We start from the raw sequence: 14,345 nt of genomic DNA, 5'->3' as shown, positions 1-14,345 counted from the left end.
CGCGTGATCTCTCTGCTGTAGAACATAGAAGTACCCACGACTAGTCTTCGCCAAAGCACGCCCTGTGTACGGGCCCCGGACCGGCGCTTCGCTTGTCCGGGACGCCGATGGCGAGAGATCGCGGGCTCCCCAGCGCAGTCATGGCAGAGCCTTATTTCGTTCGCTTCTGCTCGATCGCGTCCCAGATCTTCGCCGCGACGTCAGGGCCGCCGAGCCGCGCGATGGCGCGGATGCCGGTGGGCGAGGTCACGTTGATCTCGGTGAGATTGCCGTTGATGACGTCGATGCCGACGAACAACAGGCCGCGCTCGCGCAGCGCCGGACCGATCGTCGCGCAAATCTCGCGCTCGCGCGGCGTGAGTTCGGTCTCCTTGGCCGCGCCGCCGCGCACCATGTTGGAGCGGAGATCGTCGGTAGCCGGCACGCGATTCACCGCGCCGGCGAACTCGCCGTTGACCAGGATGATGCGCTTGTCGCCGTGCTTCACCTCGGGGATGAATTGCTGGATCACCCAGGGCTCCTTGAACGTCACCGAGAACATGTCGAACAGCGAACCGAAATTCATGTCCTGCGGCATCACGCGGAACACCGCCGCGCCGCCATGGCCGTGCAGCGGCTTCATCACGACGGCGCCATGCTTGTCGCGGAATGCGTTGATCTCGTCGAGATCGCGCGAGATCAGGGTCGGCGGCATCAGCTGCGGAAAGTTCATCACGAACAGCTTTTCCGGCGCATTGCGCACCGAGGCGGGATCGTTGACCACCAGCGTCTTCGGATGGATGCGCTCCAGGAAGTGCGTCGAGGTGATGTAAGCGAGGTCGAACGGGGGGTCTTGGCGCAGCAGCACCACATCAAAGCCGTTGAGCGCCTCGCGCTTGGGCTCGCCGAGGGTGAAATGGTCGCCGGGCTCGTCGCGCACCGTGAGCAGCTGGACCGGCGCCGCGATCTCGTCGCCGACCATCGAAAGCTTGTCGGGAGTGTAATAGGACAGGCCGTGACCGCGCTTCTGCGCCTCCAGGAGCAGCGCGAAGGTGGAATCGCCCTTGATGTTGATGCGGGCGATGGGGTCCATCTGGACGGCGACGTTGAGTTTCATGGTCTGCCTTTCAGGTCGAGGCGTCGAATGCCGCCAACACATGGCGCGGAAGTGAGCGCGGCGCAATCAGCATGGCGTCGAATCGCAATTCGAATTCGGCATGCTCGGGATGCGCCACGAGCCAGCCTTGCGCGGCGTCGATGATGCGCTGCTGTTGGCGCGGGGTGACCGCATAGGCGGCATCATCGAGGCTAGCGCGCGCTTTGACCTCGACGAAGGCGATCAAATTGCAGCGGCGGGCGACGAGATCGATCTCGCCATGCGCCGTGCGGTATCGCTTGGCCAGGATGCGGTAACCCTTGGCCATGAGATAGGCGGCGGCGCGGCTCTCGGCGGAGATGCCGGTGCGGAACGCCGCGACGCGCTCGGGCGAGGCGACTTTCGGTTCCGCATCGCCCCTAGTCTTGGCCATCACCGCCCCGCAGGTTTTTCGCAAGCTCGAGCGCGCGGGCATAGACCTCGCGCTTCGGCCGGCCCGAGAGCGCGACCGCATGCGCAACCGCATCCTTGACGCTGTGCGCGGCCAGCTGCTCGCGGAGGAGATCGTCCAGCGCATCCGGCGTCAGCACCTCGGCGCCGGCCGCTGGCGGCGCGATCACCAGCACGAACTCGCCGCGCGTCTCCAGCCCGTCGGCGTCACGCGCCAGCTCGTCGAGCTTCGCGCGCGAAATCTCCTCGTGCAGCTTGGTCAGCTCGCGGCAGATCGCGGCCTCGCGGCTGCCCATGATCTCGGCGAGATCTGCCAGCGTATCCTGCACGCGGTTGCCGGATTCAAACATCACGAGCGTTGCATCGATGCGGGCGAGCTCGGCAAGACGCGATTTTCGCGCGGCTGTTTTGGCCGGCAAGAAACCTTCGAAGAAGAAGCGATCGGTCGGCAGCGCGGCGACCGATAGCGCAGCCAGCACCGAGGACGGACCCGGCAGCGCATAGACAGCGTGGCCGGCGGCGCAGACGTCGCGCACCAGCTTGTAGCCGGGATCGGAGATCAGCGGCGTGCCGGCGTCCGACACCAGCGCGACCGAGCCGCCCCCCGCAAGCGCCTCCAGGATTTTTGGGCGCGCGGCCTCGGCGTTGTGCTCGTGATATTGCTTGAGCTGCGCGGAGATATCGTAGCGCTCGGTGAGCCGTCGCGTGATCCTTGTGTCCTCGCAGGCGATGACGTCGACGCCTGCGAGCGTCTGGAGCGCCCGTAGCGTGATATCGCCGAGATTGCCGATGGGGGTTGCGACCAGATACAGACCCGGCGCCGCCTTCGCGGCCGGAAGCCGATGGGCGTCGATGGAGAAACCGCGCGGAGCGGCGTCTGGGCCTTCAGGCGGATTTATCGGGGCCGGCTTTGCGCGCATAATGAATCGAACTTAGGCATGATCCTCGGGGCTGGGAACCGGTTCTCCGAAAAAGATCGCGGCCAAGCCCAAGATTTGACTTGGTGGGGCGGAGAAGGACAGGAATGTGATTCACCAGGGCACGCGTGAGAGGATATGAAGCTTCAACATCGTATTCGCGGCGGAAACGCTGTCGAGACGGTCGGCGGACAGCCAGCCAGGACTTAAGGTGCGGCCGTGTTAAGAGGTCATTATCCTTTTGTTTTGGTTAACTATTTTCCGACAATATGCCTGAATCCGCGGCTTCCGTCGCGGCCGTGAATGTTGTGACCGGCTGGCGACCGCTGGTCAGAAGAGAAGTTGCGATGCTGGGCCCGCGTGATCCGAAGTCTCCCGTTGAGGAGCCCCGAACGTCCGGGGCGACCCGGCGGAGTGCGCTCGGCCTGTTGCTCGGCGCCCCCCTGCTCTCGGCCTGCGCCGGCGTGCAGCAGAGCCTCAGCCAGTTCTCCAATCCCTTCAGCAGCTCCTCCCCGCCGCCGGCCCAGCCGGCCGGTCCGCCTCAACAGGCGACCACCGCCGGCACCGGTGGGGTCAAGGTTGCCGTGATCCTGCCGCTCTCGGCCGCCGGCAATGCCGGCCTCGCCGCGCAATCCATGCGCAATGCCGCGGAAATGGCGCTGGCCGAGTTCCAGAATCCGAACATCCAGCTGCTGATCAAGGACGACAATGGCAGCCCGCAAGGCGCGCAGGCCGGCGCGCAGCAGGCGGTCGAGGAAGGCGCCGAGATCATTCTGGGGCCGCTGTTCGCGCAATCCGTGCCCGCGGTCGCCCAGGTCGCGCGCACGCGCGGCATTTCCGTGATCGCGTTCTCGACCGATTCCAGCATCGCCGGCCGCGGCGTGTATCTGCTGAGCTTCCTGCCGGAGTCCGACGTCAACCGGATCATTGAATATTCCGCCAGCATCGGGAAGCGCTCCGTCGCCGTGCTCGTGCCCGACAATGCCTATGGCAATGTCGTCGAGGCCGCAGTGAAGGCAGCGGTGCCGCGGCGTGGCGGACGCGTCGTCGTCTTCGAAAGATATGGTGCGGATCGCGCCACCCCGGCGCGCACCGTGGCGCAGCAGCTCGGCAGTGCCGATGCGCTGTTCATTGCCGACGACGGCGATGCCGTCGTCGCGGTGGCCGATGCGATGACCGCGGCCGGCGCGAATTTGCGCAACATCCAGCTGCTCGGCACAGGGCTGTGGGACAATCCGCGCGTCTATGCCAGCCAAAACTTGCAAGGCGGCCTCTATGCCGCACCGGATCCGGCCGGCTTCCGCGCGTTCTCCGGCCGCTATCGCACCAAATACGGCGCCGAGCCGATCCGCACCGCGACACTCGCCTATGACGCCGTCGCCCTCGTCGCCGCGCTCGCGCGCACCCAGGGCACCACGCGATTCTCGGCCGACGTGCTCACCAACCCCTCAGGCTTTGCCGGCATTGACGGCCTGTTCCGCTTCCGCGCGGATGGTACCAATGAACGGGGCCTCGCGGTGATGAAGGTGACGACCGGCGGTGGCGTTGCGGTGGCGGGTTCGCCGAAGAGCTTTGGAGCGTAGCTCAGGACGAAGGCGCCGTAGGGTGGGCAAAGGCGCACTTGCGCCGTGCCCACCATCTCTCAGCTAAATCGCATGGAATGGGTGGGCACGCTTCGCTTTGCCCACCCTACGAGAGCTCGTTACGCCGCCAAATCGGCGACCACCGCATCCAGCACCGGGAATCCGCTGCTCGTCACGCGCAAACGTCCCGTCGCGTCGACCGTGATCGCGCCTTCCTCGCGCAGCAGCGCGATGCGGCCGGCGTCGAGTGGACGGCCGGCCAGGGCTCTGTAACGGTCGGGGTCGATGCCCTCGGCGAGGCGCAATCCCATCAGCAAAAATTCGTCGGCCCGTTCTTCGCTGTTGAGGAGATCGTCGGTGACGACGCCGTGACCGTTGGTTTCGACCCGCAGCAGCCAGGCTTCGGGACGTTTCTCCGTGGCAGTGGCATGGCGCACGCCGTCGATATCGAGGCGGCCATGTGCGCCCGGGCCGATGCCGGCATATTCCGCGCCCCGCCAGTACACCAGATTGTGCCGGCACTCGGCACCGCGCCGCGCGTGGTTGGAGATCTCGTAGGCGGGCAGGCCGAGCCTGTCGCAGGTCTCCTGCGTCACGTCGTAGAGCGCGCGCGCGACCGCTTCGTCCGGCGTTTTCAGCTTGCGAGCCTGGTGCAGGCCGAAGAACGGCGTGCCTTCCTCGATCGTCAGTTGATAGAGCGACAGATGCTCGGCGGCTTCATCGATCGCGTGCCGCAGCTCGTCGGCCCACATCGCCGGCGTCTGGTCGGGGCGGGCGTAGATCAGGTCGAACGAATAGCGCTCGAACGAGCGGCGCGCGATGGCGACGGCATCGAGCGCTTCGCGTGCGCTGTGCAAGCGGCCAAGCGCCTTCAGCGAGGCATCGTCGAGCGCCTGCACGCCAAGCGAAACGCGATTCACGCCCGCCGTGCGATAGCCGGCGAAGCGTGTGGCCTCGACGCTGGTCGGGTTCGCCTCCAGCGTGACCTCGACATCGTCGGCAACGGACCAGTGCTTGCCGATCGCATCGAGCACGGCGCCGACAGTGGCGGGCTGCATCAATGACGGCGTGCCACCGCCGAGGAAGATCGAGGTGACCTCACGGCCGGGCGCGCGCTCGGCCGTCGTTGCGATCTCGCGCGCGAAAGCGGAAGCGAACCGCGGCTCGTCGATCGCGGCGTGGCGGACATGGCTGTTGAAGTCGCAATAGGGGCACTTCGACAGGCAGAACGGCCAGTGCACGTAGACGCCGAAGGCTTCAGATTCCTGTTTTGACGCGTTTTCCTGGCGCGAACCGGTATCCACTTCGCTCGAAAACGCTCTAGCGCGGCTCAAGGCAGATCTCCGCCAGTTTCACGAAGGCGCGGGCGCGGTGCGACAGGCCGAGGCCGAGCGGCGGCAGGCCGTGCTTCTCGATGCTGGTCATCTCGCCGAAGGTGCGATCGTGTCCGTTCGGCAGGAACATCGGATCGTAGCCGAAACCGGCACTCCCGCGCGGCGGCCACACCAGCGTGCCGTCGACGCGCGCCTCGACCTCTTCGAGATGATCGTCGGGCCAGGCGACGCAAAGCGCGGAGACGAAATGCGCGGCGCGCTTGTCGGGCGTGGTCGCGCCACGCTCCTGCAGCAGACGCTCGATCTGCGCCATGGCTGCGGCGAAGTCCTTGCTGGGTCCGGCCCAGCGCGCGCTGTAGATGCCGGGCGCGCCGTCGAGCGCGTCGACCACGATGCCGGAATCATCGGCGAATGCGGGAAGCCCGGTCGCCTTTGCCGCTGCGATCGCCTTGAGCGCGGCGTTGCTGCGGAAGTCGTTGCCGGTCTCGTCGGGCTCGCCCAGACCGAGCTCACCGGCCGACACCGCCTCGATGCCGTAAGGCGCGAGCAGCTCCTTCATCTCGGCGAGCTTGCCGGGATTGTGGGTCGCGATGACGAGCTTTCCAGTGATTCGGCGGTGCATGGCTTATTGACTACGCCACGGCCAGTTTCTGCAAGTCCACCAGACGCGCGATGCCTTTCTGCGCCAGGGCGATCAGCTTCAGGAACTCGTCCTGCGTGAACGGCTCGCGTTCCGCGGTGCCCTGCACTTCGATGATGCGGCCGTCGCCGGTCATGACGAAATTGGCATCGGTTTCTGCTTCCGAATCCTCGGCATAGTCGAGGTCGAGCACCGGCGTGCCGTTGTAGATGCCGCAGGAGATCGCAGCGACGTTGTCGCGCAGCACATTGGCCTTGATCATGTTGCGCGCCTTCATCCAGTTGATGCAATCGGCGAGCGCGACCCAGGCGCCGGTGATCGAGGCCGTGCGGGTGCCGCCGTCGGCCTGGAGCACGTCGCAATCGACCGTGATCTGGCGCTCACCGAGCGCCTCGAGATCGACGATGGTGCGAAGCGAGCGGCCGATCAGGCGCTGGATCTCGACGGTCCGGCCGCTTTGTTTTCCGGCAGAGGCCTCACGGCGGGTGCGTTCCGACGTCGCGCGCGGCAGCATGCCGTATTCGGCGGTGACCCAGCCGCGGCCCTGGCCCTTCAACCATGGCGGTAGGCGGTCCTCCAACGTGGCGGTGACCAGCACATGGGTGTCGCCGAATTTCACCAGGCACGAGCCTTCCGCATATTTGACCACGCCACGCTCCAGCGTCACGGGGCGCAATTCGTCGGGCGCACGGCGGCTTGGCCGCATGGGAAATCCTCCAAAAACTCACGGAAAAGGGCTGTTCGCGGTGCTTGTAGGTGGGGTGAGGGTGGGCGGCAAGGCCTTATTCGCCCCCGGTTTTCCACCCCGCAAATGCCACGCTTGTCAGACGCGTCGAGGATGGACAAATTATGAGCATCTGAGAGGAGTTACCGTCTGTGGCCCATCACGATCCGATCCATCTGATCGCGCCGCGCGCAGGCCTCGCCCAGCTCAACGAGCGTTCCCGCGATATCTTTCGTCAAATTGTCGAAAGCTATCTCGCGACCGGCGAGCCCGTCGGCTCGCGGAATATTTCGCGGCTGATCGCCATGCCGCTGTCGCCGGCCTCGGTCCGCAACGTCATGGCCGATCTGGAACAGCTCGGCCTGATCTATGCCCCGCACACCTCCGCCGGCCGGCTGCCGACGGAACTCGGCCTGCGCTTCTTCGTCGATGCCCTGATGCAGGTCGGTGATCTCAACGAGGCCGAGCGGCAGTCGATCCAGAGCCAGCTCTCCTCCGTCGGCGAGGCGCAGTCGGTCGAGGCGGCGCTCGACCAGGCTTTGATGCGGCTGTCGGGCCTGACCCGTGCCGCTGCCGTGGTGCTGACGCCAAAATTAAATGCGCGGCTGAAGCATATCGAATTCGTCCGCCTGGAACCGGAGAAGGCGCTGGTGATCCTGGTCGGCGAAGATGGCCAGGTCGAGAACCGCGTGCTGACGCTGCCGCCCGGAGTTCCCTCCTCGGCGATCACCGAGGCCGGCAATTTCCTCAATGCGCGCATCCGCGGCCGGACGCTCGCCGAGGCTCGCCTTGAGCTCGAAACCGCGCTGGGGGAAGCTCGCGCCGAGCTCGATCAGCTGACGCAGAAGGTGATCTCGGCTGGACTTGCGAGCTGGTCCGGCGGCGAGAACGAAGACCGCCAGCTCATCGTGCGCGGCCACGCCAATCTGCTCGAGGATCTGCACGCGCTGGAGGATCTGGAGCGGGTTCGCCTCCTATTCGACGATCTCGAGACCAAGCGCGGCGTCATCGACCTGCTGGGCCGCGCCGAGACCGCCGAGGGCGTGCGCATCTTCATCGGTTCGGAGAACAAGCTGTTTTCCTTGTCCGGCTCCTCCACGATCATCTCGCCCTATCGCGATGCCGCCGGTCATATCGTCGGCGTTTTGGGGGTGATCGGGCCGACGCGGCTGAATTATGCCCGCGTCATCCCGACCGTGGACTACGCCGCCCGCATCGTCAGCCGTCTCCTGGGGGGCTGACCGGCATTTGCGCCGATCACGGGCGCTTGATTTTCGCGCGCTTAGGCACGATATCCGGCCCAACAATCCTTGCTAACAATCCTTGGAAACCAGTTCGAGATTTGAGCCGATGAACGATCGAGACCGGCAACCCGAAGACACGACCGCGCCGACCGGCGAGCCCGTGGTGTCAAAGCCCTACGTCATGCCCGACGATCCCGAGCCGGGTTCGGTCGAGACCTTGCAGAAGGAAGCTGCCGAAGCGCGCGACCGCATGCTGCGGACGCTGGCCGAGATGGAGAATCTGCGCAAGCGCACCACCAAGGAGGTCGCCGACGCCCGCCTCTACGGCATCACCGGCTTTGCCCGCGACGTGCTCGACATCGCCGACAATCTCCAGCGCGCGCTGGATGCCGTTCCGGCCGAGGCGCGGGCGGCGGCCGATCCCGGCCTGATCTCGCTGATCGAGGGCGTCGAGCTCACCGAGCGCTCGCTGCTCAACGCGCTGGAGAAGCACGGCGTGAAGAAGTTCGATCCGCAGGGCCAGAAGTTCGACCCGAACTTCCAGCAGGCGATGTTCGAAGTGCCGGATGCGTCGGTGCCGTCGGGCACCGTGGTGCAGGTCGTGCAGGCCGGCTACACCATCGGCGAGCGCGTGCTGCGTCCGGCTCTCGTCGGCGTGGCCAAAGGCGGCGCGAAGGCCGCGCCGGCCGCGAACAACAACGAGTCGAGCGACGCGCCGAACTGAGCGGCGAAAATGGGCGAAGCGTCATTCCGGGGCGGCTCGCAGGGCTGAACCCGGAATCTCGAGGGTCTCAGGCGCGCAATTGCGCACCTGAGTTAAATGCTTCGCGTCGCCCCGGAATGACTGCGTGAAGCCTACGCACTCACCGCGATATCCGCCGACTGGATCCGCTTCACGCCGGCCTTGGCCATATCGGCCCAGGCTTTTGCCAGCGAGCCCTGGGTGTCGATGCCGCGGCAGGCGTCTTCCACCACGTAGACCTCGAAGCCAGCCTTGCGCGCGTCTAGTGCGGTCCATGCGACGCAGAAATCTGTCGCCAATCCCACAACGAAGACGCGCTTGATCTTGCGCGCCTTCAGATAGCCGGCCAGACCCGTCGAGGTCTTGCCGTCGGCTTCGAGGAAGGCCGAGTAGCTGTCGACGTCCTTGTGAAAGCCCTTGCGGATGATGAGCTCGGCGTGCGGGATATTAAGGTCCTTCGACAGCGCCGCGCCGTCGGTGCCCTGTACGCAATGATCGGGCCACAGCACCTGCTTGCCGTAAGGAAGATCGATGGTCTCGAACGGCTTTTTGCCGGAATGCACCGAGGCGAACGAGATGTGACCGGGCGTGTGCCAATCCTGCGTCATCACCACATTCGCAAAACCTTTCGCGATTCTGTTGATGACGGGCACCACCTGCTCGCCCTCCTTCACCGCAAGGCTGCCGCCGGGCAGGAAGCAGTTCTGCACGTCGATCACGAGCAGCGCGGAGGTGTCGTCCGGCTTGATCGATGCCGCTGCGAAAAGTGCGGTCGGAGTGAGAGCCACGAGCGCCGTCGTTCCAAGCGCCGCCAGGATTTGTCGCCGATCCAGCATCGTTCGCCTCCCCTTGTGAGCCAATGGAGACAAAGCCTAGTTCCGCGCGCGAACGAACTGAAGCCCGAAAATGCAGCCCGATTTGGTAAGGGGTTGGGCTGCCAGCCCGTCCCGGATAAGCGCGCCTTCACAGGCGCGCGGCGAGTGTGTTGGACCGTCTGCAGCTATCCCTTCGGCTGGATCCCGTCGCGCACGGCGCGGAAGCGGGTGAAGGCGGCCTGCCACTGGTCGCGCGGGGCGCTGGCGATGATGCGCAGCGAGGCGCCGCCGGTCGAGAAGCGGATCCACTGCACCACGGTCACCGGGACCTTGTCCTTGCCGCTGACGCCGTCGATGCGGGTCTCAAAACCCTGCTGGCCGTTGATGCGGATCGGCTCGGACATGGTGACGCGCGCCTCGCGCACGCCGGGGATCTGGAGCGCCGCCTCCTGGGCGAAGCGGGCGCGGTCGTCGGCGGCTTGCGGGGTGGCGCCGATCAGGCCGAGGATCATGAACGGCTTCTGCTCATAGCCGGTGCTCTCGCTGCCGTCGGCCAGGATGATGCTGGAGCCCGGCGCCAGCGTGCGGATGTCCTTGAAGTCGGCAAGATCAGTGATCTTGAACGGCATCAGCGCGATCTGCTCTTCGGCCGACACCTCCCTGCGGGTGGTGGCGCTGGCAAACATCTGCCGCACCGCCTCGTCGGTGTAAATCTTGGTCGCGTTCTCCGGAATCTGCACCGCTACATAGCCGGAGAAGCCGGCGCCTGGCACGATCATCGAATAGCGCTTCACCGGGGTGTCGCCCGCCTTGCCGCTTTCGGTGGTGAAATAGGCAAGGCCCGCAGGGGTCTCTAACTTGTCCTGCTTGACGCCACCGGTGCCGGCCGGATTGGAATTGAAGGCGCTGACGACCTCGCCATAGGCCGCCGGCGGCAGCTCCGTGATCAGCACCTTGACGCTGCCGTCCTCGCTTTCGAAGCCCGGAAAGCTCTTGGCCGTGTTGAGCCCGACCAGCGGCACCATGCCGAGACGAAGTCCGGGCGGGTAAACGGCGTCGGCGGCAAAGGCCGGGAGCGCTGAGGCAGCGAGGAGAGCGAGCGCGGCGAGGGGGCGGATCAGCTTCATGGGCACTCTGATTGGTTCACATTGAGGCCGTTCAATGGTCGGCGATTGGGCCGCTTTGTCGCGCGAAGCAGCCCGATGACGAGGCTGTCCGGCCGGTCCGCCTTGTAGCGGGTTTGGCCCGCCGGTAACAGGGCGGGCCGGATCACGGTGCCGGGGGCTGGCGGACCGCCGAACCTGTTAATATTTCCTCACCCGCAAGGGCGGTTGAGCCCGGATATGATCTTCCAAAACTCAATGTTTTCACGGCCGAAACTTGCGTTCGGTCCTTGCGGCCCCCTCCCCCCCTCCTATATGAGCCTCAATCATCGCAATATCGCGGATGTTTGATCTTAGGGGGTTTCGGTTCGGGTGCCTTCTGGGCCCAGCCAACCTGCCGCAAAAAGAAGGATATCAGGACCATGGGAAAGGTCATTGGGATCGACCTCGGCACCACGAACTCGTGCGTCGCCGTGATGGATGGCAAGAACGCCAAAGTCATCGAGAACTCCGAAGGCATGCGCACGACGCCTTCGATCGTCGCCGTGACGGACGACGGTGAGCGCCTCGTCGGCCAGCCTGCCAAGCGCCAGGCCGTCACCAATCCCGAGCGCACGTTCTTCGCGGTGAAGCGCCTGATCGGCCGCCGCTACGACGACCCGATGGTCGAGAAGGACAAGAAGCTCGTTCCGTACAAGATCGTGAAGGCTTCCAACGGCGACGCCTGGGTCGAGGCCGACGGCCAGACCTACTCGCCCTCGCAGGTCTCGGCGTTCATCTTGCAGAAGATGAAGGAGACCGCGGAAGCCCATCTCGGCCAGAAGGTCGACCAGGCCGTCATCACCGTTCCCGCCTACTTCAACGACGCCCAGCGCCAGGCGACCAAGGACGCCGGCAAGATCGCGGGCCTTGAAGTGCTGCGCATCATCAACGAGCCGACCGCGGCTGCGCTCGCCTATGGTCTCGACAAGACCAAGGCCGGCACCATCGCCGTGTACGACCTCGGCGGCGGCACGTTCGATATCTCCATTCTCGAAATCGGCGACGGCGTGTTCGAGGTGAAGTCGACCAACGGCGACACCTTCCTCGGCGGCGAAGATTTCGACATGCGCCTCGTGGGCTATCTGGCCGACGAGTTCCAGAAGGAGCAGGGCATCAACCTGCGCAACGACAAGCTCGCGTTGCAGCGCCTGAAGGAAGCTGCTGAGAAGGCCAAGATCGAGCTGTCGTCGACGACGCAGACCGAGATCAACCTGCCCTTCATCACCGCGGACCAGACCGGCCCGAAGCATCTGACGATGAAGCTCACCCGCGCCAAGTTCGAGGCGCTGGTCGACGACCTCGTGCAGAAGACCATCGAGCCCTGCCGCAAGGCGCTGAAGGACGCCGGCATCACCGCCGGTGAGATCGGAGAGGTCGTGCTGGTCGGCGGCATGACCCGCATGCCGAAGGTCCAAGAGGTCGTGAAGCAGCTGTTCGGCAAGGAGCCGCACAAGGGCGTCAACCCCGACGAAGTCGTGGCGATCGGTGCTGCGATCCAGGCCGGCGTGCTCCAGGGCGACGTCAAGGACGTGCTGCTGCTCGATGTGACCCCGCTGTCGCTGGGCATCGAGACGCTGGGCGGCGTGTTCACCCGCATCATCGACCGCAACACCACGATCCCGACCAAGAAGAGCCAGGTGTTCTCGACCGCCGAGGACAACCAGAACGCGGTTACCATCCGCGTCTTCCAGGGTGAGCGTGAGATGGCGGCCGACAACAAGATGCTCGGCCAGTTCGACCTGATGGGCATTCCGCCGGCGCCGCGCGGCATGCCGCAGATCGAGGTGACCTTCGACATCGACGCCAACGGCATCGTCAACGTCTCGGCCAAGGACAAGGCCACGGGCAAGGAGCAGCAGATCCGCATCCAGGCCTCTGGTGGTCTGTCGGAAGCCGACATCGAGAAGATGGTCAAGGACGCCGAGGCCAATGCCGAGGCGGACAAGAAGCGCCGCGAGGCCGTCACCGCCAAGAACGAGGCGGATGGTCTCGTGCATTCGACCGAGAAGGCTCTGGCCGAACACGGTTCGAAGGTCGCCGAGAGCGAGCGCCGCGCCATTGAGGATGCCGTCAGCGACCTCAAGGAAGCGCTGAAGGGCGACGATGCCGAGGCGATCAAGGCCAAGACCCAGACGCTGGCCCAGGCTTCGATGAAGCTCGGCGAGGCCATGTACAAGCAGCAGGCCGAGGCCGACGCCAAGAAGGATGCGGCCAAGGATGACGTCGTCGACGCGGAATTCACCGAAGTCGACGACGACAAGAACAACAAGAAGTCCGCCTGAACCCCGAGAGGGTGACGATGCGGACGGCTTGGACCCCACACGCGCTAATGGCCTCCCCCTTCGCGGGGGAGGCTTCCGTGTCGAGGTCGCCGGGGCACGCTCCCGTTACGATCGATCAATTTCCAGCCGTTATTCTCAGCGCTGCCAGGCTGCTCTCTGCCGTGAGGCGGGAGGGCGCTTATATCGGTGCGTGGCAGCGCTGTTTCGCCCCAACTTGAATCGCGATTGGATAGACCGAGCTCAACATGTCCACGTCCACCAAGCGCTGCTACTACGAGACCCTCGAAGTCGACCGCGACGCCGACGAATCCAAGCTGAAATCGTCGTTCCGCAAGCTCGCGATGAAATTCCATCCCGACCGCAATCCCGGGGATGAGACCAGCGAAGTCAAGTTCAAGGAAATCAACGAGGCCTACGAGGTCCTGAAGGACAAGGACAAGCGCGCCGCCTACGACCGCTACGGTCACGCGGCTTTCGAGCAGGGTGGCGGCTTTGGCGGCGGCGCCGGTTTCGGCGCGGGCTTCGCCTCCTCCTTCTCCGACATTTTCGAGGACCTGTTCGGCATGGCCGGGCAGCGCGGCCGTGGCGGCCGCGAGCGCGGGGCGGACCTGCGCTACAACATGGAGATCACGCTCGAGGAAGCCTTCGGCGGCAAGACCGCGCAGATCGAGATCCCGGTCTCGGTCACCTGCGAGGCCTGCTCGGGCATCGGCGCCAAGGCCGGCACCAAGCCGAAGACCTGTTCGACCTGCGGCGGCGCCGGCCGTGTGCGGCAGTCGCAGGGTTTCTTCACACTGGAGCGGACTTGTCCGGGCTGTCAGGGCCGCGGCCAGATGATCGAGGAAGCTTGCCCGTCCTGCGCGGGCCAGGGCCGGGTCACCCGCGAGCGCACGCTCTCGGTCAACATCCCGCAGGGCGTCGAGGACGGCACCAGGATCAGGCTCGCCGGCGAAGGCGAAGCCGGCGTTCGCGGCGGTCCGCCCGGCGACCTCTACATCTTTCTGTCCCTAGCGCAGCACCAGCTGTTCCAGCGCGATGGCGCCGACCTGCACTGCCGCGTGCCGATCTCGATGGTGACGGCCGCCTTGGGCGGCGAGTTCGAGGTGCCGACCATCGACGGCGGGAAGACCAAGGTGAAGGTGCCGGCCGGAACCCAGTCGGGCCGCCGATTCCGCATTGCATCAAAGGGCATGCCGGTGCTGCGCTCGCGCCAGACCGGCGATATGTACGTCCAGGTCGCGGTCGAGACCCCGCAGAACCTCACCAAGAAACAGCAGGAGTTGCTGGCCGAATTCGAAAAACTGTCCTCCGGCAATACCCAGCCGGAGTCGGTCGGCTTTTTCGCCAAGGTGAAGGATCTCTTCAGTAATCGGGCGAACTGACTTGTCTTGACC

The 14,345-nt window shown here is 65.4% G+C and carries 13 protein-coding genes; 5 read left to right on the top strand and 8 right to left on the bottom strand.

Annotated elements, in window-relative coordinates:
• Positions 1-151: 151 nt before the first annotated feature.
• The 3 genes from gshB to rsmI are packed head-to-tail and all read right to left on the bottom strand — an operon-like array spanning position 152 to position 2,445.
• A complete protein-coding gene (gene gshB / locus ACVWY3_RS30120) occupies positions 152-1,096 on the bottom strand; it encodes a glutathione synthase (protein ID WP_456841709.1) in 945 nt (314 codons plus the stop codon).
• Between the two features lie 10 nt (positions 1,097-1,106).
• Positions 1,107-1,508, bottom strand: coding sequence for a YraN family protein (locus ACVWY3_RS30115; RefSeq protein WP_456841708.1), 402 nt, complete (start codon positions 1,506-1,508; stop codon positions 1,107-1,109).
• On the bottom strand, positions 1,495-2,445 hold the full coding sequence (rsmI, locus tag ACVWY3_RS30110; RefSeq protein ID WP_456841707.1) for a 16S rRNA (cytidine(1402)-2'-O)-methyltransferase: 951 nt from the start codon (positions 2,443-2,445) through the stop codon (positions 1,495-1,497). The genes ACVWY3_RS30115 and rsmI overlap by 14 nt, the downstream gene beginning before the upstream one ends.
• Positions 2,446-2,789: 344 nt before the next feature.
• Here rsmI and ACVWY3_RS30105 point away from each other — a divergent pair, with 344 nt between their 5' ends.
• Entirely contained in the window at positions 2,790-4,025 is a 1,236-nt protein-coding gene (locus tag ACVWY3_RS30105) for a penicillin-binding protein activator (RefSeq protein ID WP_456841706.1), read from the top strand.
• A gap of 119 nt (positions 4,026-4,144) precedes the next feature.
• Here ACVWY3_RS30105 and hemW read toward each other — a convergent pair whose 3' ends face one another.
• Genes hemW through rph form a run of 3 tightly spaced genes read right to left on the bottom strand, consistent with a single transcriptional unit; the run spans position 4,145 to position 6,705 of the window.
• Complete coding sequence (hemW, locus tag ACVWY3_RS30100) at positions 4,145-5,329, bottom strand: radical SAM family heme chaperone HemW (RefSeq protein ID WP_456843491.1); 1,185 nt, start codon at positions 5,327-5,329, stop codon at positions 4,145-4,147.
• Positions 5,330-5,345: 16 nt separating this feature from the next.
• Positions 5,346-5,981 carry an RdgB/HAM1 family non-canonical purine NTP pyrophosphatase gene (gene rdgB / locus ACVWY3_RS30095; RefSeq protein WP_456841705.1) on the bottom strand — a complete coding sequence of 212 codons (636 nt, stop codon included), beginning with the start codon at positions 5,979-5,981 and terminating at the stop codon, positions 5,346-5,348.
• 10 nt (positions 5,982-5,991) lie between these two features.
• Complete coding sequence (gene rph / locus ACVWY3_RS30090; protein WP_235542105.1) at positions 5,992-6,705, bottom strand: ribonuclease PH; 714 nt, start codon at positions 6,703-6,705, stop codon at positions 5,992-5,994.
• A 170-nt stretch (positions 6,706-6,875) separates the two neighbouring features.
• Between rph and hrcA the strand changes: the two genes are divergently transcribed.
• On the top strand, positions 6,876-7,964 hold the full coding sequence (gene hrcA / locus ACVWY3_RS30085) for a heat-inducible transcriptional repressor HrcA (protein WP_456841704.1): 1,089 nt from the start codon (positions 6,876-6,878) through the stop codon (positions 7,962-7,964).
• A gap of 109 nt (positions 7,965-8,073) precedes the next feature.
• Positions 8,074-8,691, top strand: coding sequence for a nucleotide exchange factor GrpE (grpE, locus tag ACVWY3_RS30080; RefSeq protein WP_456841703.1), 618 nt, complete (start codon positions 8,074-8,076; stop codon positions 8,689-8,691).
• A 131-nt stretch (positions 8,692-8,822) separates the two neighbouring features.
• Here the strand turns inward: grpE and pncA are convergent, their stop codons facing one another.
• Together pncA and ACVWY3_RS30070 are read right to left on the bottom strand one after the other, a co-directional pair.
• On the bottom strand, positions 8,823-9,545 hold the full coding sequence (pncA, locus tag ACVWY3_RS30075) for a bifunctional nicotinamidase/pyrazinamidase (RefSeq protein WP_456841702.1): 723 nt from the start codon (positions 9,543-9,545) through the stop codon (positions 8,823-8,825).
• Between the two features lie 164 nt (positions 9,546-9,709).
• Positions 9,710-10,651, bottom strand: coding sequence for a hypothetical protein (locus tag ACVWY3_RS30070; protein WP_456841701.1), 942 nt, complete (start codon positions 10,649-10,651; stop codon positions 9,710-9,712).
• A gap of 398 nt (positions 10,652-11,049) precedes the next feature.
• Between ACVWY3_RS30070 and dnaK the strand changes: the two genes are divergently transcribed.
• Together dnaK and dnaJ are read left to right on the top strand one after the other, a co-directional pair.
• On the top strand, positions 11,050-12,951 hold the full coding sequence (gene dnaK, locus ACVWY3_RS30065; RefSeq protein WP_456841700.1) for an Hsp70 family protein: 1,902 nt from the start codon (positions 11,050-11,052) through the stop codon (positions 12,949-12,951).
• Positions 12,952-13,196: 245 nt separating this feature from the next.
• Positions 13,197-14,333: a molecular chaperone DnaJ gene (gene dnaJ / locus ACVWY3_RS30060; RefSeq protein ID WP_456841699.1), complete on the top strand. Its 1,137-nt coding sequence runs from the start codon at positions 13,197-13,199 to the stop codon at positions 14,331-14,333.
• Positions 14,334-14,345 lie beyond the last annotated feature (12 nt).

It is taken from the genome of Bradyrhizobium sp. USDA 4486 (assembly GCF_054057995.1).
Note: the sequence above shows the minus strand (reverse complement) of the source record. Positions and strands in the feature narration are given on the sequence as shown.

What these genes read in the sequence shown, in the direction of transcription:
- gshB (WP_456841709.1), bottom strand. Translation starts at nt 1,096, where the DNA reads ATGAAACTCAACGTCGCCGTCCAGATGGACCCCATCGCCCGCATCAAC.
- ACVWY3_RS30115 (WP_456841708.1), bottom strand. Translation starts at nt 1,508, where the DNA reads ATGGCCAAGACTAGGGGCGATGCGGAACCGAAAGTCGCCTCGCCCGAG.
- rsmI (WP_456841707.1), bottom strand. Translation starts at nt 2,445, where the DNA reads ATGCGCGCAAAGCCGGCCCCGATAAATCCGCCTGAAGGCCCAGACGCC.
- ACVWY3_RS30105 (WP_456841706.1), top strand. Translation starts at nt 2,790, where the DNA reads ATGCTGGGCCCGCGTGATCCGAAGTCTCCCGTTGAGGAGCCCCGAACG.
- rdgB (WP_456841705.1), bottom strand. Translation starts at nt 5,981, where the DNA reads ATGCACCGCCGAATCACTGGAAAGCTCGTCATCGCGACCCACAATCCC.
- rph (WP_235542105.1), bottom strand. Translation starts at nt 6,705, where the DNA reads ATGCGGCCAAGCCGCCGTGCGCCCGACGAATTGCGCCCCGTGACGCTG.
- grpE (WP_456841703.1), top strand. Translation starts at nt 8,074, where the DNA reads ATGAACGATCGAGACCGGCAACCCGAAGACACGACCGCGCCGACCGGC.
- pncA (WP_456841702.1), bottom strand. Translation starts at nt 9,545, where the DNA reads ATGCTGGATCGGCGACAAATCCTGGCGGCGCTTGGAACGACGGCGCTC.
- ACVWY3_RS30070 (WP_456841701.1), bottom strand. Translation starts at nt 10,651, where the DNA reads ATGAAGCTGATCCGCCCCCTCGCCGCGCTCGCTCTCCTCGCTGCCTCA.
- dnaK (WP_456841700.1), top strand. Translation starts at nt 11,050, where the DNA reads ATGGGAAAGGTCATTGGGATCGACCTCGGCACCACGAACTCGTGCGTC.
- dnaJ (WP_456841699.1), top strand. Translation starts at nt 13,197, where the DNA reads ATGTCCACGTCCACCAAGCGCTGCTACTACGAGACCCTCGAAGTCGAC.